The sequence below is a fragment of the Roseibium limicola genome, from assembly GCF_017313085.1.
GTDB lineage: Bacteria > Pseudomonadota > Alphaproteobacteria > Rhizobiales > Stappiaceae > Roseibium > Roseibium limicola.
Genome location: NZ_JAFLNF010000001.1, coordinates 612,365 through 634,745, shown reverse-complemented (window position 1 = coordinate 634,745; position 22,381 = coordinate 612,365). Strand labels below are relative to the sequence as shown.

General features: G+C 58.1%; 21 protein-coding genes. 3 read left to right on the top strand and 18 right to left on the bottom strand.

From position 1 onward, the window contains the following. Nucleotides 1-226 precede the first annotated feature (226 nt). Nucleotides 227-1,861, top strand: coding sequence for a BCCT family transporter (locus J0X15_RS02780; RefSeq protein ID WP_206938026.1), 1,635 nt, complete (start codon nt 227-229; stop codon nt 1,859-1,861). A gap of 82 nt (nt 1,862-1,943) precedes the next feature. Here J0X15_RS02780 and J0X15_RS02775 read toward each other — a convergent pair whose 3' ends face one another. From J0X15_RS02775 to J0X15_RS02750, 6 genes are read right to left on the bottom strand one after another with little or no spacing between them, the layout of a single operon-like run. Continuing rightward, entirely contained in the window at nt 1,944-3,002 is a 1,059-nt protein-coding gene (locus J0X15_RS02775) for a TRAP transporter substrate-binding protein (protein ID WP_206938024.1), read from the bottom strand. 24 nt (nt 3,003-3,026) lie between these two features. Continuing rightward, nucleotides 3,027-4,316, bottom strand: a complete 1,290-nt coding sequence (locus J0X15_RS02770; protein ID WP_206938022.1) for a TRAP transporter large permease — start codon at nt 4,314-4,316, stop codon at nt 3,027-3,029. Further along, on the bottom strand, nt 4,316-4,918 hold the full coding sequence (locus J0X15_RS02765; protein WP_206938020.1) for a TRAP transporter small permease: 603 nt from the start codon (nt 4,916-4,918) through the stop codon (nt 4,316-4,318). Before J0X15_RS02765 ends, J0X15_RS02770 begins: the two co-directional genes overlap by 1 nt. Nucleotides 4,919-4,969: 51 nt before the next feature. Beyond that, a complete protein-coding gene (locus J0X15_RS02760) occupies nt 4,970-5,485 on the bottom strand; it encodes a flavin reductase family protein (protein ID WP_206938017.1) in 516 nt (171 codons plus the stop codon). Beyond that, nucleotides 5,485-6,375, bottom strand: coding sequence for an aldo/keto reductase (locus J0X15_RS02755; protein WP_206938015.1), 891 nt, complete (start codon nt 6,373-6,375; stop codon nt 5,485-5,487). Before J0X15_RS02755 ends, J0X15_RS02760 begins: the two co-directional genes overlap by 1 nt. Beyond that, nucleotides 6,375-7,529: an LLM class flavin-dependent oxidoreductase gene (locus J0X15_RS02750; protein ID WP_206938013.1), complete on the bottom strand. Its 1,155-nt coding sequence runs from the start codon at nt 7,527-7,529 to the stop codon at nt 6,375-6,377. The genes J0X15_RS02755 and J0X15_RS02750 overlap by 1 nt, the downstream gene beginning before the upstream one ends. Nucleotides 7,530-7,630: 101 nt before the next feature. Here J0X15_RS02750 and J0X15_RS02745 point away from each other — a divergent pair, with 101 nt between their 5' ends. Next, nucleotides 7,631-8,410, top strand: coding sequence for a GntR family transcriptional regulator (locus tag J0X15_RS02745; RefSeq protein ID WP_206938011.1), 780 nt, complete (start codon nt 7,631-7,633; stop codon nt 8,408-8,410). Beyond that, a complete protein-coding gene (locus tag J0X15_RS02740; RefSeq protein WP_206938009.1) occupies nt 8,383-9,504 on the top strand; it encodes a Gfo/Idh/MocA family protein in 1,122 nt (373 codons plus the stop codon). The genes J0X15_RS02745 and J0X15_RS02740 overlap by 28 nt, the downstream gene beginning before the upstream one ends. Before the next feature lie 65 nt (nt 9,505-9,569). On the opposite strand, the gene J0X15_RS02735 is transcribed toward J0X15_RS02740, so the two are convergent. The 12 genes from J0X15_RS02735 to J0X15_RS20100 all read right to left on the bottom strand — a co-directional run bounded on the left by J0X15_RS02735 (nt 9,570) and on the right by J0X15_RS20100 (nt 22,323). After that, nucleotides 9,570-10,772 carry an ABC transporter substrate-binding protein gene (locus tag J0X15_RS02735; protein WP_206938007.1) on the bottom strand — a complete coding sequence of 401 codons (1,203 nt, stop codon included), beginning with the start codon at nt 10,770-10,772 and terminating at the stop codon, nt 9,570-9,572. Between the two features lie 57 nt (nt 10,773-10,829). Next, nucleotides 10,830-11,786 (bottom strand): branched-chain amino acid ABC transporter permease, encoded by a 957-nt coding sequence (locus tag J0X15_RS02730; RefSeq protein WP_206938005.1) that lies wholly within the window; start codon nt 11,784-11,786, stop codon nt 10,830-10,832. Between the two features lie 16 nt (nt 11,787-11,802). Further along, complete coding sequence (locus J0X15_RS02725) at nt 11,803-12,675, bottom strand: branched-chain amino acid ABC transporter permease (protein ID WP_206938003.1); 873 nt, start codon at nt 12,673-12,675, stop codon at nt 11,803-11,805. Between the two features lie 11 nt (nt 12,676-12,686). Beyond that, nucleotides 12,687-13,394, bottom strand: a complete 708-nt coding sequence (locus tag J0X15_RS02720) for an ABC transporter ATP-binding protein (protein WP_206938001.1) — start codon at nt 13,392-13,394, stop codon at nt 12,687-12,689. Further along, on the bottom strand, nt 13,391-14,161 hold the full coding sequence (locus J0X15_RS02715; protein WP_206938000.1) for an ABC transporter ATP-binding protein: 771 nt from the start codon (nt 14,159-14,161) through the stop codon (nt 13,391-13,393). Before J0X15_RS02715 ends, J0X15_RS02720 begins: the two co-directional genes overlap by 4 nt. Before the next feature lie 53 nt (nt 14,162-14,214). Continuing rightward, a complete protein-coding gene (gene kynB / locus J0X15_RS02710) occupies nt 14,215-14,853 on the bottom strand; it encodes an arylformamidase (protein ID WP_206937999.1) in 639 nt (212 codons plus the stop codon). A 3-nt stretch (nt 14,854-14,856) separates the two neighbouring features. Beyond that, nucleotides 14,857-16,071 carry a kynureninase gene (gene kynU / locus J0X15_RS02705; RefSeq protein WP_206937998.1) on the bottom strand — a complete coding sequence of 405 codons (1,215 nt, stop codon included), beginning with the start codon at nt 16,069-16,071 and terminating at the stop codon, nt 14,857-14,859. A 124-nt stretch (nt 16,072-16,195) separates the two neighbouring features. Then, on the bottom strand, nt 16,196-17,437 hold the full coding sequence (locus J0X15_RS02700) for a glycosyltransferase family protein (RefSeq protein WP_206937997.1): 1,242 nt from the start codon (nt 17,435-17,437) through the stop codon (nt 16,196-16,198). Then, entirely contained in the window at nt 17,430-18,230 is an 801-nt protein-coding gene (locus J0X15_RS02695) for an HAD-IIB family hydrolase (protein WP_209015010.1), read from the bottom strand. The genes J0X15_RS02700 and J0X15_RS02695 overlap by 8 nt, the downstream gene beginning before the upstream one ends. A 172-nt stretch (nt 18,231-18,402) precedes the next feature. Next, nucleotides 18,403-19,632, bottom strand: coding sequence for an aminopeptidase P family protein (locus tag J0X15_RS02690; protein WP_206937996.1), 1,230 nt, complete (start codon nt 19,630-19,632; stop codon nt 18,403-18,405). 183 nt (nt 19,633-19,815) lie between these two features. Continuing rightward, complete coding sequence (locus J0X15_RS02685) at nt 19,816-20,670, bottom strand: ABC transporter permease (RefSeq protein ID WP_206937995.1); 855 nt, start codon at nt 20,668-20,670, stop codon at nt 19,816-19,818. A gap of 12 nt (nt 20,671-20,682) precedes the next feature. Then, nucleotides 20,683-22,323 (bottom strand): ABC transporter permease, encoded by a 1,641-nt coding sequence (locus J0X15_RS20100; RefSeq protein WP_206937994.1) that lies wholly within the window; start codon nt 22,321-22,323, stop codon nt 20,683-20,685. Between the last annotated feature and the right edge of the window lie 58 nt (nt 22,324-22,381).

The window sequence follows — 22,381 nt, the reverse complement described above, 5'->3', positions numbered from 1 at the left end:
CTGATTTTGGAACCGAAACCCGGCGAAACAATTGATCAGACGGGGGCACAGATTTTGTCGTAATGCCGACACACTCTCCCGTGCGTTTCTGGCCGTCCAATGGGGGGCGTCTTGCTGCGTGTTTCGAAAGCCTGTTTTGCACACTCATCCTGTTGGAAGAGTGTGTACAGGGTGTTTTGAGGCCTGTGCAGCCTGCCAGAAAGACCACGAAAAATGGGATGAAAACATGAGTTCAACAGACAACGGCACCGGCATTCCCGAGCCCGAGGGGCCGGTAAACATGATCGAGACCGATTACGAGATCGGTCAGGATAACATTGAAACGAAGTGGGGCCCTTTTGGGGTGGATGTCCACAATCCGGTCTTTCTGATTTCCGGACTTTCGATTGCCGCCTTTGTTATTCTGACGCTGGCGCTTCAGGACCGCGCCGCTGGTGTCTTTAACGGCATGCGGGATTGGCTGACCGGCAATCTCGACTGGTTCTTTATCGGATCTGCAAATATTTTCGTCATTTTCTGCGTTGTGCTGGTCTTCACTCCGCTGGGCAAAGTGCGCCTGGGTGGCAAGGACGCGACGCCGGACTACGGTTATACAGGATGGTTCGCCATGCTGTTTGCCGCTGGCATGGGCATCGGCCTGATGTTCTTCGGTGTCAGTGAGCCGATTTCCCACTTCAACTCCTCATTGGGGGGCATTGCGACGGAAGGTGCTGCGCGCACCGACTGGGCGCCTCTCGGGGCAGCCGTGGGGGATCCTGTCGAGGCTGCGCGTCTGGGCATGGCCGCGACGATTTTTCACTGGGGGCTTCATCCTTGGGCGATCTACGCAGTTGTCGCTCTGGCTCTGGCGTTGTTTTCCTACAACAAGGGCTTGCCGCTGACCATGCGGTCGGTGTTCTATCCGATCTTCGGTGAGCGCATCTGGGGTTGGCCAGGCCACATCATTGATATTGTTGCGGTGTTTGCAACGCTCTTTGGTTTGGCAACATCGTTGGGCTTCGGTGCGGAGCAGGCCAACGCTGGTCTGGAATACCTCTTCGGCATCCCGAACAATGAAGTCTCTCGGGTGCTGCTGATTTCAGCGATCACCGGCATTGCGACCTTCTCGGTGCTGCGTGGCCTCGACGGCGGCGTTAAGATGCTGTCGGAAATCAACATGGGCCTTGCGGCCTTGCTTCTGGCTTTTGTTGTCATTGTCGGGCCGACCATGGCTATCGTCACCGGCTTCGTTGATTACCTTTTCGCCTATGTCGAAAACCTGCCGGCTCTGGCCAATCCGTTTGGTCGTGAGGATGTCAACTTCTCGCAAGGGTGGACGGCGTTCTATTGGGCCTGGTGGATCTCCTGGTCGCCTTTCGTGGGCATGTTCATCGCGCGTGTCAGCCGTGGCCGGACAGTGCGTGAATTCATCATCTGCGTGCTGCTGATCCCGTCGCTGGTCTGTGTCTTCTGGATGAGCGTTTTCGGTGGAACCGCAATTGAACAGATCGTGCAGGGCGGGATCTCCTCCGTCAGTGAGGCCACTCTGGAACTCAAGCTGTTCCTGATGCTGGAGCAGCTGCCGTTGAGCCAGATCACATCATTCATCGCAATCGTTCTGGTGATTGTGTTCTTCGTGACCTCGTCGGATTCCGGTTCAATGGTGATTGATACGATTACCGCTGGCGGCAAGGTGGATTCCCCGCTGCCACAGCGCGTGTTCTGGTGCGTTTTCGAGGGGCTGGTCGCAATTGCGCTGCTGCTCGGTGGTGGACTTGGAGCGCTGCAGGCCATGGCCGTGTCGACGGGCCTTCCGTTTACGATCGTGCTGCTGCTGGCGTGCTACGCCATCTACAAGGGACTAAGGGAAGAGCCTCGATAACAGGGTTTCTTCAGCCAGATAAAAAAGAGCCCGGGAGATCAGTCTCCCGGGCTCTTTTGGTTTCAACGCTCAGATGAGGTGTTTACTTCATGTCGGCATCGCGGGCTGCATTGATGTCTTCCTCAGCTGCTGCAACCGAGGTTTCCAGCGCGCTTAGGATTTCATCGCCGCGGTTCACATTACCCTTGAACCAGTCGAATACCGGGGTCGCTGCTTCCTTGAAAGCGGCTTTTTCCTCCGGGGTCGGAACGTAAAGGTCGCCGCCATCGGCCACGAACTCTTCATAGGCTGCGATGGACTTGCGCTTCGGCGAGGCGAAGGTTGCCTGCTGAAGGGCATAGAAGCCGTCGACGACGACTCGACGCTGGTCTTCCGGCATGTCGAGGAACTTCTGATTGTTCATCCACCACAGAGCGCCCATATAGGCATGACCGTCGAGGGTGACATACTTCAGGCCGGCATCGGGGAACTTCATGTTCATGATGTCGGTGATGCCGTTCTTGGAGCCTTCGACGACACCTGTCTGGAAGGAGGTGAAAAGTTCCGGCCACGGGATCGGGGTCGGGGAGGCACCAAGTGCCTTGACCAGCTCCTGCGGCAGATCAGCGACAACCGTGCGGATCTTCAGGCCTTCCATATCTGACGGCGAAGCGATGCGGTGCTTGGTGTTGGCGAAGTTGCGCCAGCCACCGGTGTTGCCGATGGTCATCAGGCGAATTGAGTTGTCACTGTCTTCGAGTGCCATCTCGCGCATTTTGCGGGTGAAGTCGCCGGAGAGCACATGCTCGGCAATCCGGTCATCGGCCATCAGATAGGGCAGGTCAAGAACCTGCACATATGGGAAAATACCCGAGGCTCCGCCCGACGTGGATATGTAGATATCGATGGTACCTTCAGCAACGCCCTGCAGGCACTCTGCACCATTGGAGCAAAGCTGTGTGCCGATGAAAAGCTCGACTTCGATGGCACCGTTGCTGGCAGCTTCGACGTAGTTTTTGAAGACGACAAGTCCGTCGTAGTCTTCATCGTTTTCGTTGGAGTTTGCCGTGGCGCGGAGCGTGTAATCCGCCGCCATGGCCCCCAGGGTAGAGCTGGCCAGCATGGCCGCCACGGTCAGGGTCTTCAGAGTTGATTTCAGCATATAGTCCTCCCTTTTTATAAAAAGTCAGTCAGCAAACCCGGTTAGTCGCGGAATGGTCATGGACAGGGCCGGGATGTAGGTCACCAGGAAGATGACTGCGATCTCGACGGCGAGAAAAGGCAGGATGGCCCGCGCAATGTTCTCTACTTTCTCCCGCGAAACGGATGCGGCCACAAACAACACCAGCCCCATGGGCGGCGTGGCCAATCCGATCGTCAGATTGACGCTCATGATGATGGCGAAATGGATCGGGTCAACACCCAGGTTGGTGAAGATCGGCCCCAGAATGGGCCCCAGAATGATGATGGCTGGGCCTGCGTCGAGAAACATGCCGACGACGAAGAGCAGCAGATTGATCAGGAACAGCAGAACAAGCGGATTGTCCGAGAGAGCCAGAATGGTCTCAGCCATGATCTCCGGTGCGTGGGACAGGCTGACGACTGTCTTGAAGGCCATGGCTGCGCCAACCAGCAGCAGCACCACTGCAGAGGTGATGCCGGCGCGGTTCAATACGTCCGGAATCTCCTTGAGCGTCAGGGTGCGCAGGACAAACAGGCCGATGAGCAACGCATAGGCCACGGCCACGGCTGCAGCTTCTGTTGGCGTAAAGACGCCGCCCAAGATGCCGCCGAGGATGATCACTGGCGTGAGGAGTGGGAAGAAAGCTTTCAGGCCCGCCTGCCCACGCTCACCCCAAGTCTGCTTGCGTGAGGCGACAGGGAAGTCGTAGCGATCTGCCATCAGCTTGACCATGCCCATCAAGCCCAGACCTACGAGCACGCCAGGTACGATGCCGGCGAGGAAGAGGGCTGCGACGCTCTCGCCCATCACATAGGCATAGATGATCATGATACCGGACGGCGGGATGATTGGACCGATGACGGAACTTGCTGCGGTGATGGCAGCTGCGAAGCGGCGGCTGTAGCCCTGCTTTTCCATCGCCGGGATCAGCATGGACCCAAGGGCTGAGGTGTCAGCGACAGCCGATCCCGAGAGCCCGGCAAACAGCATGGAAGACAGCACGTTGACATGCGCCAGTCCGCCGCGCAGGTGGCCCATGAGCGCTTGCGAGAATTCCACCAGTCGAAGCGTGATACCGCCCCGGTTCATCAATTCGCCTGCCAACATGAAAAACGGGATCGCCATCAGGGGGAAGCTGTCCATCCCATTGTAGACGTTTCGATATAACAGCGTGATGTCTCGCTCCTGGCCATTCATCCAGAGCAGCAGCCCCGGTGCGGCGAGCAGGCCGAAAAACACCGGCAGGCCGACCAGCAAAAAGACCAGGAAGACGGGGAGGAACCAGATCAGCATCACTCAGCCCCTGCCGGAAGTTCATCGGTTTCGGCTTCCGGAATGGGTGGAAGCTTCGAATATCCGCCCAATAGCCCGATGAGGGATCGTATGATCAGCTCAATGTTGACCATGACCAGCAAGGTACAGCCGACCAGAAGCGATGCCATCATCCATGAACGCGGTACCCGGTGCCATTGGCTAAAGTCGAGGCTGAAGGGAATATGCAGGGACGCAGTGGCAAAACGACCACCGAAACCGGTGACCTCATTGCAGCCGATTTTCACGGCAACGCAAAGAACAAGCAGGCTGATGGTCAGCAAAAATAGATTGAGCAGTTGGGCAAGGAAATGGGGAATGAAGCGGTGCAGCATGTCGATTGCAACAAAGCCACCTCTGCGTAGCGCCGTCGGCGCCATCAGGCCCGTCATCCAGAGCATTGCAAAGCGTGCAGCTTCATCCGGCCAGGGCAAGGCATTGTTCAAGACATAGCGAAAGAACACCTGCACCAGAATGGCGACCACCATCAATGCCATGGCCAGGCATCCGACGGTACGGCCCAGGGTGAGAACGTTTTCGTTCATCACCGCCAAGGGGCGCAGGGCCGCGAGCAATAGCCCCATGTATTTCCTCCCAGTCTTTTATCCGGCGTTTCGGCCGCCGCTTACCGTCACTTATGATTGCCCGATTTGCCCCAACTTGCCTGCAAAAAATGTCAGGGCCTCTCCCTCCCGCATTTCCGCATTGATAACCTGTCCCAGCAGGATGACGTGATCGCCGCCATCGTAGGCAGCGAAGCGGCTGCATTCGAACCGCGCCAGGCAGTTCTCAATCAGTGGTACGCCCTGCGCATTGGTTGTCACATCAAGTCCTTCGAAAGCCTGTGCCTCCTTGGCAAAGCCCTTGCACAGGTCGGCCTGCTCGTTGCTCAGCACATGAATGGCGAAATATTCTGCCGTTTCGAAATAGGACGACCGCCGCGAGCTCTTGTCAGCCGCCCATAGAACCAGCGGCGGCGACAGAGAAACAGATGAAAAGCTGTTCACCGTCATGCCAACCGGACCATCCTCAGAGGCGGCCGTGACCACGGTGACGCCGGTCGCAAACCGACCGAAGGCATCACGCAACAGGCGGGTGTTCTGGTCGTCGGGTTGGAAGCTGATTGCAGGAGGGCGTGTCTGCATGTTCATCAAGGCACCTCTTTTCCCAGCGCAGCTTCGTAAAGGCGGAACCAGGTCTGGCGGTCGAGCTTCACCATGAGGCTGTCTGAGATCCGCGCAATGCGCTCCGGATTGTTGGTGCCGAGAACCGGCAACAAGCCGGCCGGGTGGGCGAGCAGGAAGGCGACAGCAACGGCTGCGCGATCCACATTCTGTTCGGCCGCGATCTCGTCCAGTACGCCGGCCAGCGGACCCGCGCCGGTCATCAAGGCGCCTCCACCCAGTGGGGACCAGGCCATAAGTTTGGTGCCAAGCCGTTGGTGGAAGGCAAGGTCACCGTTGATAAACGGGCCGAGTTCACCCAGGCTGATTTCAATCTGGTTGGTCGCCAGCTGCGTCGCCATGGCCGATTGTAGAAGTTCCCAATCCCAGGGACGGAAGTTTGAGACGCCGACATGGCGCACCTTGCCGCTCTTCACCAGATCATCGAGCGTTGCACCGGTTTCATGATGGTCCATGAAAGGGTCCGGGCGGTGGATCAGAAGCAGGTCGATGTGGTCGATGCCCATATCGCTCAAGGAGCTTTCGACGGATGCCTCGATGTGTGCCCGTGAAGTGTCATAGTGCTTCACCTTTGCAGCCGAGTGTCGTCCCGCAGGCGCGACGATGTCGCATTTGGTGACGATTTCCATCTTCGAGCGCAGAGCCTTGTTGGCCTTGAGAGCGCCGCCGAGAACGGCTTCGGCCCGATAGCCGCCGTAAATGTCGGCCTGATCGAAGGTGGTGATGCCTTGGTCAAGACAGGTCTGGATCTTCTTTTCGACGAAAGCCGACGAGGTGTCGGCATCGTCGCCGAGGCGCCACATGCCATAGACCAGACGGCTGAAGTCCAGATCCGAGTTGAGTTTGATCCGTTGCATCAGCGACGTTCTCCCTGGCCGAGCGGCGTGTTTGGTGTTGTGGCAGGCACCCGGCCATATTCATGCGGCAGGCTGCAGGTTTCCAGCTGTGGCAGAACTTTTGTGCCGAAATGCCGGGCTTCTTCGATATGGGGGTACCCGGAGAAGATGAAAGCCCGAATGCCCATTTTCTTGTAGTCTTCAATTTTCGACAGCACTTGGTCTGTTGATCCGACGAGTGCTGCACCGCAGCCCGAACGTGCGCGGCCGACACCGGTCCACAGGTTGGGCTCCACATAGCCGAACTTGTCGGCCAGTTCCCTGTTTCGGGCCTGGTGGCTGACGCCGAGAGAGCCCGAATCCAGCGCCCGGGCGCGGATCATCTGGCCGTACTCGTCATCCAGCTTGGAGACGATGTAGTCGGCATATTCGCGGGCTTCAGCCTCGGTATCGCGGACAATCATGTGGACGCGCAAGCCGTAGTCCAGCGTGCGGTCATAGCGTTCAGCGACCGCATTCACCGCTTTCATGCGGCCTTCCAGTTCTTCGATCTTTTCCGGCCACATTAGATAGACGTCGCAATGCTGACCGCAGAGTTCAAGTGCCGGCGGAGAGTAACCGCCGAAGTAGAGCAGCGGTCCACCGGTCTGATATGGCTTGACCGGGTCGGTGGTGAGGTTCTGGAAATTATAAACCTCGCCGGCGTAGTTGATCTCGTCCTGGGTCCAGGCCTGCTTCAGGACCTCCACGACTTCGCGCGAGCGCTGGTAGCGGAAGTTGCTTTCGGCCTTTTCGCCGGGAAAATCGGATGAGATGATGTTGATCGTCAACCGACCCTTCAGCATGTGATCGAGCGTCGCGAGGGTTCGCGCCAGCATGATCGGTTGCATCTCGCCACAGCGGACCGCGGCCAGCATGTTGATCCTGTCGGTGATCGGCGCGCAACCCGCGACGAAAGACAGCGTGTCCTGTCCGACCTGATAGGATGAGGGGCAGAGAATGTTGCGGAAGCCGAGGTCTTCAGCGGTCTTCACGATGTGGGAGCAATGCTCCCAGGACGACCGCAGTGTACCGTCGGGAACGCCGAGGAACTGGTAGTCATCGGAGCATAATGCCGAGAACCAGGAAATCTCTGCAGCCTTCAGATCGGCGGATGTTACCGGAACGACGGTCATTGTTCTCCCTGCAGTGTTTGTTTTGATTTCCTCTTGCGTATCACTCGTCATGATGTAGATCAATAGTGTATCAATTTTACTCGGACGCATGCCTCAGCGCGATGACAACTCGTATCCAATCCCCTACGGCCCTGCCGATCTACCTGCAGATCAGCGAAAACCTGATCCGCGATATCGCTGCTGGACGATTGGTCGATGGCGAGAGACTTCAGCCGGAACGCGAGATGTCGAGCCAGCATGGAGTTTCTGTTGGCACCCTGCGCAAAGCGCTTAGGGAGCTGGAAAAACGCGGGCTTTTGGAGCGGGTTCAAGGGTCTGGCAACTACATCCGCCAACAGCCGGATGTAGCCAGCGTCTACTCGATGTTTCGCCTTGAGTTGATCGCGGGAGGCGGGCTGCCGCGCGCTGAGATTGTCTCACTCGACGACATGACGAAGCCTGAAGACCTGCCGGCATTCGGGCAATCTGAGACCGGGACGCGGATCCGTCGACTGCGGTATCTGAACGAGACGCTGGTGGCGGTCGAGGAGATCTGGCTGGACGGAGCCGCGGGCGCGGTCGACGCGCTGAGGGTTTCCGACAGTCTTTATCGTTACTACCAGCGTCATCTGGGGTTTCGCATTGCGCGGGCGGAAGATCGCGTCGGTCTGAGCTCTGTGCCCGCGTGGCGACCACCGGCCTTCGATATGGCGGTCGGGCAGCCCTGCGGCTACATCGAACGCTTCAGCTGGCGCGATGGTGATGTCGCGCCGGTCGAGTTTTCCAAAACGTGGTTTGACACCACGAAGGCGCTTTATGTGCAGCGCTCTCAAATAGAGCCCGCAGCGAACCGGGTCGTACGAGGGAGTTTGAAATGTCTGAAGTCACCAGCTATGGCGTGATTGGATGTGGCATGATGGGGCAGGAGCATCTGCGCAACATCGCTCTTCTGTCCGGTGCCCGCGTTGCGGCGATCTTTGAACCGGATGCGGAAATGGCTGAGCGCGCTCGGATTTTGGCGCCAAATGCGACATTCGCCTCCTCGATTTCAGAGCTTTTAAAGATTGAGGCGCTCGACTGTCTGCTGATCGTCAGCCCGAACAATTTTCATATCGCTCAGATGGAGGAGATTGCGCGGATCCGGCCGCTGCCGTTGCTGGTTGAAAAACCGCTGTTCACCGATCCGACAGACATGGACGCGCTTGAGGCGTTTCGTCAGTCGTATCCAGCGCCAGTCTGGGTGGCGATGGAGTATCGCTATATGCCGCCGATTGCCGAGCTGTTGGCGCAGGCCGATGGGGTCACAGGTGGTATCCGTATGCTGACGATCAAGGAGCACCGTTTCCCGTTCCTTGAGAAAGTCGGGCATTGGAACCGCTTCAACCGCAACACCGGAGGGACCTTTGTCGAAAAGTGCTGTCACTTCTTTGATCTGATGCGACTGGTGCTGAAATCGGAGCCTGTTCGGGTGAGCGCCTCCGCCGGACAGGCAGTGAACCACATGGACGAGTGCTATGACGGCGAAGTGCCAGACATTTTTGATCATGGCTATGTGATCGTCGATTTCGAGAATGGTGCCCGGGCGATGCTTGAACTTTGCATGTTCGCTGAAGGATCCCGCTATCAGGAAGAGATCTCTGCCGTTGGGTCGGATGGCAAAATCGAGGCGCTTGTTCCCGGACCGGGCCGGTTCTGGCCGGAGCATCTGGGTGAACCGCCGGTGCCTCAGGTGATTGTTAGCCCGCGTGCACCTAAAGGCCCGCAGGTCCTGCCCATCCCAGTTGATCCGACCCTTCTGGATGCTGGAGATCACAACGGCTCGACCTTCTATCAGCATGCCCGTTTTCTGGAACTTGTGCGCGGTGAGAGGTTGGCGCCGGAAGTCTCGCTGGAAGATGGCCGAATGGCTGTCTTGATGGGTATGGCAGCACAGCGCGCTGCCGTGACCGGTGAAGTTGTCTACCTGCGCGATCTGAGACTGCCGTCGGCAGCCTGAAAGACTAAAAAACCGGCGACCTCGCTAGAGACCGCCGGCTTTGGTTTTCCTTGCAAGCGCGAAGCTTACTTCATTTCAGAGACGACTGCGAAAGCATCGCCTTCGACCTTGAACAGGGCGTAGGTGCCTGGAACATCGCCAGCTTCGTCGAAGTTCTGGTCGCCAGCTGCGCCCTTGTAGTCGATTGCAGTGCCGTCAGCGATGAGCTTCTTGGCCTTTTCCCACTCGCCCGGCAGAATGGCTTCACCTTCGCCGTTGGAGACTTCACGCAACGCAGCTGCAACACCGGCCTTGTCGCCGCCAGCCTTTTCAACGGCCAGAGCCAGCAGGAATGCTGCGTCGTAGGATGTGGTCACGAAAATCGCATCCGGATCGCCGCCAGCGCCCTTGAAAGCTTCGTTGAAGGTGTCGAGGGCGTCAGACTTCTCGCCAACCGGGGAGGAGGCGAAGAATGTGGTCAGGTTTTCTGCACCAAGTTCCTTGATTGGAGCGTCGGACTTCATGCCGTCACCGCCGATGAAGTTGGTGAAGAAGCCATTTTCCAGTGCCTGACGCAGCAGGGTCAGGCCGGTGCCGTCGCCGTAGTCGAAGATCACCAGGGTTTCTGCGCCACCGGAAGACAGCTCCGCCAGGTTGGAACGGTAGGATGCCTTGCCTTCTTCATGCGCGGCATAGCCAGCGATTTCTCCGCCCTGAGCTTCGAACTCGGACTTGAATGAATTGGCCAGACCGGTGCCGTAGTCGTTGTTGATGTAAGCAACTGCGACTTTGTCGTAGCCCTGTTCTTTCAAGGTACGCGCGAGCGCGCGGCCCTGATAGTCATCAGACGGCACGGTGCGGAACACGGTGTCGTTGTCATCCAGACCGGTGATTTCCGGTGAAGTGCCGGACGGTGTCACAAGGACAACGCCGGCCGGAATGGTGACGGAGCCAGCTGCAGCCAGCACAGCGCCCGAGCAATGCGGGCCAACGATGGCGGTCACGCCTTCGATGTTGACGGCCTTGGTCGCTGCATCGGTGCCACCCTGCGGATTACAGGCACTGTCGCCGACAACACCGACCAGCTGTTCGCCGTCCAAAATACCGCCCTGTGCATTGACTTGGCTGATGGCCAGCTGAGCTGCCTCAACCATGGACGGTGCCATTGCGGCGATCGGGCCGGACACGCCGCCGAGCAAACCGATCTTCACATCGGCTTTCGCCGGTGCGGCAGCTAGGGCGGTTGCAGCCATAAGGCCACCGACGAGGGCGAGAGCTTTGGAATTCATTGTCAAACTTACCTCCACTTTTCGTTTTTGATACGGCCCCTTCAGAAGGGCTTGGTATTACTCGCGGTTGCTGTCTGCTACGGCCTTGCCTCGTTGAGGCTCGGGCAACAGGCCTTCAGGACGGAACCTCAAGACAAGCTGCAACATCAGGCCGATCAGGAACAACCGGATATATTTTGCCTTCACCGCATATTCTGCGGGGAGCTGATCCGTTGCGATCTCGGACATGGACCAGATGATCCAGACCATCGCCGCACCGAGAATAGCGCCGCGATTGTTGCCGGATCCACCCAGGATCAACATGATCCACACTAGGAATGTGGCGACCATCGGGTCAATGGCTTCCGGCGTTATGGACCGGTTGAAGTGGGCAAACAGCGCGCCACCCAGGCCCATCAGGGCCGAGCCGAAGATGAACGCCTCGAGCCGGCGACGTTCGATGTTCTTGCCCATGGCACGGGCGGCCAGTTCATTGTCGCGGATGGCGCGCATCATTCGACCCCAGGGGGCGTTGAACTGTCGCTCAACCAGGGAATAAGCCCCGAGCAGGACGATAGCGACAATGGCCAAATAGGCCATCTGCGACTGGACATATGGCAGATCGCCGAAAGGACGTGGAAGCGAGGTGATGCCGCGCGCGCCATTGGTTAACGCCGGTTCCGACTTGACGACAAGCCGGATGATTTCGGCCACACCGATGGAGGCAATGGCGAGATAATCGGACCGGAATCGAAGACAGATCTTGCCGATTGGCCAGGCAATCAGCGCGGCAGCCACCATCGCCATGAGCCAGCCGACAAAGAAGGGCATATCGAATCCGCCCAGGCGACCTTCGGCTGCCGGGCCGGTGACGATGGCTGATGCATAGGCGCCGACAGCAAAAAAGCCTGCGATGCCTGCGTTGAACAATCCGGCAAAGCCCCACTGAATGTTGAGACCAAGCGCGAGAAGCGCATAGATGCCGATGAAGATACCCATGAACAGGGCGTAATTGGCGAGACCGATAAGTTCCATGTCCGCTGATACTCCCTTAAAGCACCTTGCCACGCAGCAGCCCTGTCGGGCGCACGAGCAGCATGAAGAGAAGAATGGCGAAGGCCATCGCCGCCTTGTACTCGCTTGGCAGCACCAGAACCGAAAGCTCCTCGGCGACACCGACGATCAGGCCGCCGAGGACCGCGCCTTCGACCCGGCCAACGCCACCCAGAATGGCTGCGGCAAACATCGGAAGAAGCATCTGCCAGCCCATCATCGACTTCAGCTCGGTGTTGATACCGAGGAAGACGCCGGCAGCGGCGCACAGTCCGCCCGCGATAATCCAGGTCAGCACAACCACCTTGCGGTTGTCGATGCCCGACAGCAGCGCCAGAGACGGGTTGTCGGACATGGCGCGCATCGCCTTGCCCCACTTGGACCGCGCCAGGAAGATCTGCAGGGCGGCGACAAGGACGATCATGAAGACAACGGTCCAGATCTCACGATCCTTGATCCGTAGGCCCCAATAGGTTTCAGGACGCACAATCCCGCGGACGTAGCTTTCGGCGTCAACGCCCCAGACGACCTGAACGACAGCACGCACCATCAAGGCGATGCCGAGCGATGCCATGACAGTGATGATCTTCGGCTTTTCGCGCAGGTGTTCATAGAAGCCCTTGTCAATGCCGACGGCCACAACTGCGGTGGCGATCATCGCAAAGGGCAGGGCGGCTAGCGGCGGCATGCCACTGGCCTGAACGATTGCGAGTGCGATGAAGGCGCCAAGCGTTGCCAGATCGCCATGGGCCAGATGGGCATAGCGCAGGATCGCGAAGGCAAGCGTGATGCCGACCGCGCCGAGGGCGTAGATCGATCCCAGCACGAGGCCCGGAATGATGTAGAAATTCAGAAGTTCGAGCATATCCATCCTGATATTCCTTACCCGCCGAGAAACATTTCGGCGACCTCACGGTCGGCAAGGAGATCGGCGCCACTGCCTTCGTGCCGGTTCTGACCAGCAGCCAGAACGTAACCCCGGTCGGCAAAGGCGAGGGCCTGTTTCGCGTGTTGTTCCACCAGCAGGATCGCCACGTCGGTGTCGCGCACATCGCGACAGATCTGGAAGATCTGTTCCATGTAGCGGGGTGATAGACCAGCTGTCGGCTCATCGAGCAGAAGTAGCTTGGGGTTGAGCATCAGGGCGCGGCCCATGGCCACCATCTGGCGTTGGCCACCGGATAAGGTGCCTGCTGCCGTCTTGCGCCGCTCTTTTAGATCGGGGAACAGGCTGTAGACCCGGTCGTAGGCTGCAGAAAGGTCGCCCTTCTTCAGAAAGGCGCCCATTTCCAGGTTCTCGTGGATCGACATCTCGCGGAAGATGTTGTCGACCTGTGGCACGTAGGAAATGCCGCGCTGGACAATGCGGTCGGTCGCCCATTTGGTGATGGTGTCGCCATCAAAGACTATGGAACCGGCGCGCACGTTCAGCATGCCGAACACGGCTTTCATGGCCGTCGACTTTCCCGCGCCATTCGGACCGACGATGACGACGATTTCCTTGTCGTCGACATGCAGGGTGACGTCCTGGAGAATATCGGCGTCGCCATAACCACCGGTGACGCCTTGCAGTCTCAGAAGCGAGGTCATGCGGCATCTCCTGTGGTTTCACCGAGATAGGCTTCGAGCACGCGGCTGTCCGAGCGCACGGTCTGGAAGTCGCCCTGGATCAGAACGGCGCCTTCGGCCATGCAGACCACCGGATGGCAGAGCTTTTCGATCATTTCCATGTCGTGCTCAATGAGAATGAAGGTGTAGCCGCGATCGCGATTGAGGATCTGGATCTTCTCTTCCAGCTTGCGCAGCAGGGTGCGGTTTACCCCGGCAGCAGGTTCATCCAGCAACACCAGCTTCGCGTCGGTCATCATGGTGCGACCGAGTTCCAGCAGCTTCTTCTGGCCACCGGACAGGTTGCCGGCACGCTCGTTCGCGACATGGGTCAGCTCGAGAAACTCAAGCGTCTCCCACGCCTTCTTTTCGACCAGGGCTTCACCGGTCTTGACCTTGCCCCACGATAGCCAGTTGGCGAACAGATTTTCACCAGCCTGCTGCGGTGGAACCATCATCAGGTTTTCCAGCGTGGTCAGCCGTGCAAACTCATGGGGGATCTGGAAGGTCCGGACCAGCCCTCGGTGGAACAGTGCGTCGCTCGACAGTCCGGTGACGTTCTGATCGAGAAAACGGATGCACCCACTGGTTGGTTTCAGGGCGCCAGCGATCAGGTTGAACAAGGTGGTCTTGCCAGCTCCGTTCGGACCGATCAAGCCGGTGATGCTGCCCTTCTCAACCTTGAAACTGCAACCATTCACGGCCCGAAAGCCGCTGAAATCCATTACGAGCTGATCCAGCTCCAGCATCGAAGCTCCTTGCCGTTGGCCTTATTGAAGGCGACCGGTCTGCTGTTATTCTTTTATGTGCGTGCGCTATCGAGAGTTCGCAGGACCGCCCGCACCGGTGCCGCATCCAACCCTTCTAGCTTCATTGGCAAAGCGATCAAGTCATAATCACCAGGCGTAACGTCACTTAGAACCAGATTTTCGAGGATTCGCAGGTCAAACTGTCGGCACTTCATATGCGCTGGCAGTTCTTTTGATGTTGCAGAGTCAACAGAAGGCACATCAACGCCGATTAACCGGACACCTCGTGCGGCGATAAACTCGACAGTTTCCGGTGCGAGGGTTCGAAAGTCTTTCGGCCATACCATCGGGTCAAGTTTATCTTCCAGACGCAGGAGAAGCCGTGGCGGTGCATTTTCCAGCTGGGTCGCAATGTCCTCCGGATGACACTGAGGCCCGGTCCCCCTTGCATCGACCACGCGGGCGGGACCGATGAAGTCTTCGAGATCCAGCTGGTCGATGGACTTTCCTTGCGCATCATAATGCAGCGGCGCGTCGGCATGTGCCCCGCAATGGGTCGACATGGAGAAGGCAGTCACATTGACCGGGCATTCCGGGCCAATGGCGAAGGTCTGTTTGATTGTGCAGGCAGCGTCTCCGGGAAACACTGCCATGCCTGCCCGCACAGTTGGGGTAATGTCGATCAGCGCCATGGCTTACGTCACCTTCTGGCGGGTCTTGTACTCTTCGCTATCCCACAGGCGGTCACGCAGGATCTCCTCCATGATATCGACAGCGCGCATCACATCGGCATGGGACAGATAGAGTGGTGTGAAGCCGAACCGGACAACATCGGGCGCACGGAAATCGCCGATGACACCCTTTGCGATCAGCGCCTGCATCAGGGCATAGCCTTCCTTGAACCGGAAGGAGATCTGGCTGCCTCTGACATTGGGATCACGCGGACTGGCGAGCTCAAGGTTCGGGCAGCGGGCCTCGACTTCACTTAGAAACAACTCGCAAAGTGACAGGGACTTTGTCCGGATGTCATTCATGCTGACGTCATCAAAGACATCGAGTGCGGCATCGAGAGCCGACAGGGCCAGGATCGGTGGCGTGCCAACGCGCATGCGGTCGATGCCGGTGCCCGGGCGATAATCGAGATCGAAGGCAAAAGGCGCGTCATGTCCCATCCAGCCCGTCAGCGGGGGCGTGATCTGGTCCTGATGCTTCGGCGCGACGTAAAGAAACGCCGGGGCACCTGGTCCACCATTGAGATATTTATAACCGCATCCGACGGCGAAATCGGCCTTTGCGCCGGCCAGGTCGACGGGGAATGCTCCGGCGGAATGGGCAAGGTCCCAAAAGGCGAGGGCACCAGACGCATGAGCCTTTTCTGTCAGGGCGCTCATGTCGTAGCGGCGGCCGGTGCGGTAGTCGACTTCCGTCAGCATCATCACTGCGATTTCGTCGGTGATATTGGCTTCGACCTCATCTGGTGAGACGACATGAAGCTCGTGGCCACGGTCCAGCAGGTCGCGCAGGCCCTGGGCCATATAGAGGTCGGTCGGGAAGTTGCCGTTGTCGGAAAGAATGATCTTGCGATCAGGGCGCAGCTGTAATGCTGCGGCAAGGACCTTGAAGACGTTGATCGAGGTACTGTCTGCGGCGACGACCGTGTTCTCTTCTGCGCCGATCAGGCGGGCGATCCGGTTGCCGACTTTTGCGGGAAGATCAAACCAGCCGTGGTCGTTCCATCCGCGGATCAGGCTGTTGCCCCACTCTTGCGCAACAACCTGTTGTAGTCGCGCCGGAACATGGGCCGGCAGGACGCCGAGAGAATTCCCGTCCAGATAAATGACCCCGTCCGGGACCTGGAAAGCCTGGCGCTTGACGGCAAGCGGATCGTTCTGATCGAGCGGATGGGACATGGAGTGCCTTCTTGGTGTTCTTCCCTAGTTTGGCTCTTTGCATATCGCAAAAAACAGCCGGAAGGGTAGACCCCTTCCGGCTGGATCAACTGTTTCTGATCGTGACGCGGCTCGGTCGTCTTAGTCAGGCCGTCGCAAAAGGCACTGGCGCGAACTCGCGCTCATCGGCTGCCACAAGCGATTTCAGATCGCTGAGCAGGTTGGGATCTGCTGCGTTCACCCGGTTCCAGTTGGCGATGAACGGCGTCTCATGCGGTGTGTCCAGGAAGATCTGGCCGGCCCGCATGATGTTTTCCGCAAACAGCTCGATGGTCTGTTCTTCGGCATGGCGGTCAATATTGAGACCGTTCATCTTGGCATCAGCCGCATAGACTTCCAGCAAATCCAGCGCGCGGCGATAGTAGGTCGCCTTGAGCGTGCGGAAGATGTTGGGGGTGAAGACGGTGCCATCTGCCGCCAACTTGCGGAAGATCGATTTGCAGATGTCGGTCGACATGCGATTGAGCCCGGCGCTGGCTTCTTCGCGGCTGACATCCTGATGCTTGTGGTCATAGGTGTCGGCGATCTCGACCTGGCAGACGGAATTCGGCCCCATGTTGCGCCATGCCTCCGACAGTACGCCGATCTCCAGACCCCAGTCCGACGGAATTCTCAGGTCGGGCAGGGTTTGAACACGCAGGGCAAACTCGCCGGAAAGTGGGTAGCGGAAAGCGCGCAGGTAGTCGATGTAATCGCGGTCGCCGATGACTTTCTTCAAGGCGATCAGTAATGGACTGACCAGAAGACGGGTGACGCGACCGTTGAGCTTTCCGCCGCCAACGCGAGGATAGAAGCCCTTGGAAAGCTGATAGGGAAAGCTGGGGTTGGCCACCGGATAGACCAGCCGTGCCAGCATTTCCCGGTTGTAGGTGAGGATGTCGCAGTCGTGGATCGCCATGACGGAGCTATCGGCGCAGGCTATCAGATAGCCGATGCAGGTCCAGACGTTCTTGCCCTTGCCGAGTTCGATGTCGGTGAAACCAAGATCCCGCATTTTGGCTTCAAAGGCCTTCATGCGCGGCGAGTCGTTCCACAGCACCACATGGTCCTGGGGCAGATCCATGAAGAAGGACTGCGCCTTGCGGTATTGCTCTTCCGTCGCCCGGTCCAGCCCGATGATGATCCGGTGCAGGTAGCTGACCTTCGACAACTCGGCGATGATGTTGGAAAGAGCAGGTCCTTCCAGCTCCGAGTAGAGTGCGGGCAGGATGAGCGTAATCTTGCGGGTCTGGGCGAAGGTTTCAAGTTCGTAGATCAGTTCTTCGATGGGCCGCGTGCGCAAGTTGTGGAACTGGGCAATGTTGCCGTTCTGATGAAAGTCAGCCATGGGTATCCTGTTCCCTGTCCAGTCCGAGTTCCCCTAATAGCCGGGAAACTGCGGTGTTCCAGCCTTTCGGGCCTTCTTCTGCAGTTCGTCTGATCTGGCCTGCTTGCTCGCCCCTTAGCTGGGGGAGTGGTTTTGCCTTGGTGTTGCGGACAATCACTCCGTAGGTCGCCGCCTCCAGCATTTCGCGATCATTGGGCGCATCGCCAAGTGCAATCGTGATGTCTGCTTTGAGATCTTTCAGAACCTCCGCCATCGCCATCGCCTTGGTGCGTCCAAAGGACAGCGTCAGAAACCGGCCTCCAAAGCGTGCCTTGATGCCCTGGGCGTCCAGGTTCTCGATAAAACCAGCCAACGCACTTTCGGATCCAGCCCAAACCCCAGGTTCAGTAAATTGTCTGTTTCCTGCGCGTACGGCTTGCTGCAAGGAAAGCCCTGTTGCTGCTGCGATCTCGAAAGGTGTCATGTCGCCGAAACCGGTGAAGTGGGCTCGCAGACCGGGATCAATCTTGGACAGCCTTTCACGAAGCCTCTGGTAGTCGCTGGGTGTGGTGTCGATGCCTGCATCGGGCCGGTATATCCCTGCGCCATTTTCAACGATGGCGGGCGCTGGGGCGAGGTCAAGTTGTTGATGAAGCGGTATGATTTCGGCTGCAGTCTTGCTGCTGGCAAGAACGAGCGGAATTTTGAGTTGCTTGAGCCGCTGCAGGGCAGGCCACGCGGCATCCCACGCATAGTCTGCGTGGTCGAGCAATGTGCCATCCAGGTCGGTGAAGACGACGACTTCCAAAGGCACCTCTGAATTTCTGGTCGTTTTGACCGGTCACCGCTGCGAAATGTGCTCTGAATCCTAATTGATTCCTGTCTGTCTTCGTGGGGCGGAGTGATCAGCTTTTAGGCAATCTCTGGAGATAGTTTTTGCAATTCTGCCTGAGGCTCCGGAATTTTCCGGAGCCTCAGGCAGGTCATCAGCGTGCCGGGATGATGTTGTGCTCCGGGCCGTAAGGGTAACCGGTGATGTTCTCTGCACCCGTCGCCTCAACGATCAGAATGTCGTGCTCGCGGTAGCCGCCAGCGCCGGGTTGTCCCTCCGGGATCATGATCATCGGCTCCATGGAGACAACCATGCCGGGTTCCAGAGCCGTCTCGACGTCTTCGCGCAATTCGACTGAGGCCTCGCGCCCGTAATAGTGGCTTAGCACGCCAAAGGAATGACCGTAGCCGAAGCTGCGATATTGGAGCAGGTCATGGCTGCGGTAGATCTCGTTCAGTTCCAGCGCAATGTCGCAGCACCGAGCACCCGGCTTGATGAGCTCAAGGCCGGCTTCATGAACGTCGCAATTGATCTGCCACATCCGAAGATGCGCATCGGAGGCATGTTCGCAGAACATGGTCCGCTCCAGAGCCGTGTAGTAGCCGAAGATCATCGGAAAGCAGTTGAGGCTCAGAATGTTACCAGCCTCAATCTTGCGGTTGGTGACCGGGTTGTGGGCGCCATCCGTGTTGATGCCGGACTGGAACCAGGTCCAGGTGTCCATCAGTTCAACCGAAGGAAAGCTGCGGGCAATCTCACGGATCATCGTCTGAGTTGAGGCCAGCGCGACTTCGTGTTCTCCCACACCTGCTGCGACGGCTTCTGCAACGGCGGTGCCACCCAGATCGGCGATGCGGGCGCTTTCGCGGATGAGCTTGTGCTCCTCGGCGCTCTTGATGGTACGTTGGGCCATGGCGTCGTGCGCGATGTCGACCAGCTCCACGTCGGGCAGGGCATCTTTCAAAAGCTTCATCATGTCCAGTGTGACGTGATCGAATTCGATGCCGACGCGCAGAACCCTGCTTTTCCCCTGAGATAGCAGTGTCTGGACGGCGTGGAGGAAGTTGTCGCGGCGCCAGTCCGTATAGATCAGAGCGTCGCCATGGGTGCGGCGCCAAGGCTGGCCACCGTCGATGCCTGCAGCAATCGTCGTGGCCTTGTCCTGGGTGACAACAAAGCCATACTTGCGGCCAAACGAGCAATAGACGAAGCCGGAGTAATAGCAGATGCCGTGATAGGACGTGAAAAGGCAGGCATCGATGTCTCGGGCGCTCATCAGCTGCCGAAGCTTTGTCTGACGGCTGTCCATCTCGGTTGATGAGAACGGTGAGAAGGCTTTTTCGCCATTGTTCATTTCATAAATGCGAAGTCGTTCTTCAGTCATTTCAAACTCCTTTCTTGGGTCAATGAGGCCTTGAAACGCAAAACGGGCCGGCCTCTTGAAAAGAAGCCGGCCCGCCAGGCCATGATTTGATTTTGGGTTTCGTCATCAAACCGCTCTTGCGGTCTGCTCCCGGTGACTGGCGTTCCGTCACCGCCCACCAAAGTGGGAACGAAAGGATCGAGCTTAGCCCGGGGAAAGACCACGCAAACGCTCGGAGCGACGGCGCAGCAACTCCAGAATGGTCAGAAGCACGATGGAGATGGCCACCATCAGCGAGGCAACTGCCAAGATCGTCGGCGAGATCTGCTCCCGCAAGCCGGTGAACATCTGCCACGGCAGTGTCTTCTGGGCTGCCGAACCGAGGAACAGGACCACAACCACTTCATCAAAGGAAGTGATGAAGGCGAAAAGAGCACCCGATACGACACCGGGGACGATCAGCGGCATCTGGATCTTGAAGAAGGTTGTAACCGGGTTGGCGCCCAGATTGGCAGCCGCACGCACAAGACTGCGATCAAACCCGACCAGGGTCGCCGTCACCGTGATGATCACGAACGGTGTGCCCAGGGCCGCATGGGCCATCACAACACCCCAATATGTGCCCTGAAGGCCGATGCGGGAATAGAAGAAGTACATGCCGGCAGCCGAGATGATCAGCGGCACAATCATCGGCGAAATAAGCACTGCCATGATCGCCGGCTTGTAGGGCACATGCGACTGGGACAGGCCGATGGCAGCCAAGGTTCCGAAAGACGTTGCCAGAATGGTTGCCACGGGGGCAATCATCACTGAATTCTTCAGAGCTTGTTGCCAGTCCGGGTTGGTGAAGAAGTCATAATAATGCTTCAGCGAATAACCTTCCGGATCCAGCGCCAGCATGGCCGGCGTGAACGTGAAGAAGTTCTCCGCGTTGAAGCTGAGCGGCAGGATCACGATGATCGGGAAGATCAGGAAAAAGAAGATCGCCGCGCAGATGGCAAGATAACTGTAGTGCCAGACGCGCTGACCCGTTGAGGCATAAGGGGGCAAAGAGCTCATGGGTTTGTCCTCTTATCCGAGTTTCACATTGTCGATGCCGACGATGCGGTCATAGACGAGGAACAGGATCATCACGGCTGCCAGCAGCATGGTGCCAAGGGCAGCAGCCAGACCCCAGTTCAGGGAACTGGAGATATGATAGGCGATCCGGTTCGAGATGAAGATACCGGAGGTGCCACCGACAAGCTCCGGAGTGATGTAGTAGCCGATCGACAAAATGAAGGCGAGAACCGCGCCGGCGCCGATGCCTGGAACCGACTGCGGGAAGTAAACCCGCCAGAAGGCTGTCCAGTTGGTGGCGCCGAGGCTCTTTGCGGCCCGGACATAGTTTGGAGAGATGGTCTTCATCACCGAAAACAGCGGCAGGATCATGAACGGCAGCAGGATGTGCGTCATGGCGATGATGGTGCCTGTCTGGTTGTTGATCATCACCAGTCGTCCGGCGTCGCTGATGACGCCTATCCAGACCAGGAAGTCGTTGATGACCCCTTGTTGCTGCAGCAGAACCTTCCAAGCCGATGTCCGCACCAACAATGATGTCCAGAAGGGCAGGAGCACCAGGATCATCAGCAGGTTGGACGTGCGCAGCGGCAGGTGGGCCAAAAGGAATGCAATCGGGTAACCCAGCAGCAGGCAGGAGATGGTGATGGCCATCGACAGCATCAGCGTGCGTCCGAAAAGGAACAGATAAATCCGCTCGTCTTCCGGCTTCATCTGAACGCCATCAGCTGTCAGCTGGGCATCGACGGAATTGAGAAAGTAACCACTGGTATAAGCCGGGGCAAAGGTCTTGATGGTCTGCCAGATCGAGGGCTCGCCCCAATCCTTGTCAGCCTTGACGAACAGCGCCTTGATGTCGACTGGCGTGAAGGTCGCAACAGCGGCGGCGGCTTCGCTCAACAGTGCTTCATTCGCGCCAGAAAAGGCGTCTGCAGCCGCCGGGTTGGCTGTCAGATCCTCATAGAGTGCGGAATAGACCGCATTCCACGGTTCTTCCTCAGTCGGGCTGTCCTGATCTTCGACCTGAATAGTCCTGGCAAAGGCACCGTAGATTTCTGATGTCTGAGGCAGGGCCTTGCGTGCCGTATCGTTGATAACGAAACTCGGCTCCGCCGTGGCTTTCTGATCGCCTGCGGCCCATGTGGCCTGGGATTTCACCCAGTCCGGGGAGGCGAGAAGATCAACCCAGGTTGCCGGAGCTTCCCATGCTTCGTTCAGAGCAACGAACTGATCGGTATAACCTTCACCGAAATCGTCGACGCGTCGGCCTGTCTTGCGGAAAGCCGATGAAATGCCGGTTTCCTCATAGTTCAGACGTGTGCCAAGCTGAGTGTGCTTCTTTTTTTCTGCAGCGATCATCAGATCGTAGTGCAGGGCATTGTAGGTCGCGTCTCCCGGGACAACGCCGCTCTCAGCATCCCAGTCTTGCAATTCGATGACGGTGCGCGGCAGCGTTTCGGAGACAATGTCATTCTCGACCGACCGGAAGAGCATGTCGACAATCGGTGCGACAAAGGTCAGGAGAACGAAAATCAATAGGGGAGCGATCAGCGCAAGGGCACGAAGTTTATCGCGGCGAAGCGCTTTAGCGAGGGCCGCCTTGAGTGGCTTCCCGTCCTTGGTCGTAAGGAGCTGATCAGCGGTCTCACTCATGAATGTAGGTCTTTCCAAAATTACAGGGCATCGGGCGGGGAATAATCCCCGCCCGACA

Coding starts and splice junctions, on each gene's coding strand:
- J0X15_RS02780 (WP_206938026.1), top strand. CDS start 227: ATGAGTTCAACAGACAACGGCACCGGCATTCCCGAGCCCGAGGGGCCG.
- J0X15_RS02775 (WP_206938024.1), bottom strand. CDS start 3,002: ATGCTGAAATCAACTCTGAAGACCCTGACCGTGGCGGCCATGCTGGCC.
- J0X15_RS02770 (WP_206938022.1), bottom strand. CDS start 4,316: ATGCTGATCTGGTTCCTCCCCGTCTTCCTGGTCTTTTTGCTGGTCGGC.
- J0X15_RS02765 (WP_206938020.1), bottom strand. CDS start 4,918: ATGGGGCTATTGCTCGCGGCCCTGCGCCCCTTGGCGGTGATGAACGAA.
- J0X15_RS02760 (WP_206938017.1), bottom strand. CDS start 5,485: ATGAACATGCAGACACGCCCTCCTGCAATCAGCTTCCAACCCGACGAC.
- J0X15_RS02755 (WP_206938015.1), bottom strand. CDS start 6,375: ATGCAACGGATCAAACTCAACTCGGATCTGGACTTCAGCCGTCTGGTC.
- J0X15_RS02750 (WP_206938013.1), bottom strand. CDS start 7,529: ATGACCGTCGTTCCGGTAACATCCGCCGATCTGAAGGCTGCAGAGATT.
- J0X15_RS02745 (WP_206938011.1), top strand. CDS start 7,631: ATGACAACTCGTATCCAATCCCCTACGGCCCTGCCGATCTACCTGCAG.
- J0X15_RS02740 (WP_206938009.1), top strand. CDS start 8,383: ATGTCTGAAGTCACCAGCTATGGCGTGATTGGATGTGGCATGATGGGG.
- J0X15_RS02735 (WP_206938007.1), bottom strand. CDS start 10,772: ATGAATTCCAAAGCTCTCGCCCTCGTCGGTGGCCTTATGGCTGCAACC.
- J0X15_RS02730 (WP_206938005.1), bottom strand. CDS start 11,786: ATGGAACTTATCGGTCTCGCCAATTACGCCCTGTTCATGGGTATCTTC.
- J0X15_RS02725 (WP_206938003.1), bottom strand. CDS start 12,675: ATGGATATGCTCGAACTTCTGAATTTCTACATCATTCCGGGCCTCGTG.
- J0X15_RS02720 (WP_206938001.1), bottom strand. CDS start 13,394: ATGACCTCGCTTCTGAGACTGCAAGGCGTCACCGGTGGTTATGGCGAC.
- J0X15_RS02715 (WP_206938000.1), bottom strand. CDS start 14,161: ATGCTGGAGCTGGATCAGCTCGTAATGGATTTCAGCGGCTTTCGGGCC.
- kynB (WP_206937999.1), bottom strand. CDS start 14,853: ATGGCGCTGATCGACATTACCCCAACTGTGCGGGCAGGCATGGCAGTG.
- kynU (WP_206937998.1), bottom strand. CDS start 16,071: ATGTCCCATCCGCTCGATCAGAACGATCCGCTTGCCGTCAAGCGCCAG.
- J0X15_RS02700 (WP_206937997.1), bottom strand. CDS start 17,437: ATGGCTGACTTTCATCAGAACGGCAACATTGCCCAGTTCCACAACTTG.
- J0X15_RS02690 (WP_206937996.1), bottom strand. CDS start 19,632: ATGACTGAAGAACGACTTCGCATTTATGAAATGAACAATGGCGAAAAA.
- J0X15_RS02685 (WP_206937995.1), bottom strand. CDS start 20,670: ATGAGCTCTTTGCCCCCTTATGCCTCAACGGGTCAGCGCGTCTGGCAC.
- J0X15_RS20100 (WP_206937994.1), bottom strand. CDS start 22,323: ATGAGTGAGACCGCTGATCAGCTCCTTACGACCAAGGACGGGAAGCCA.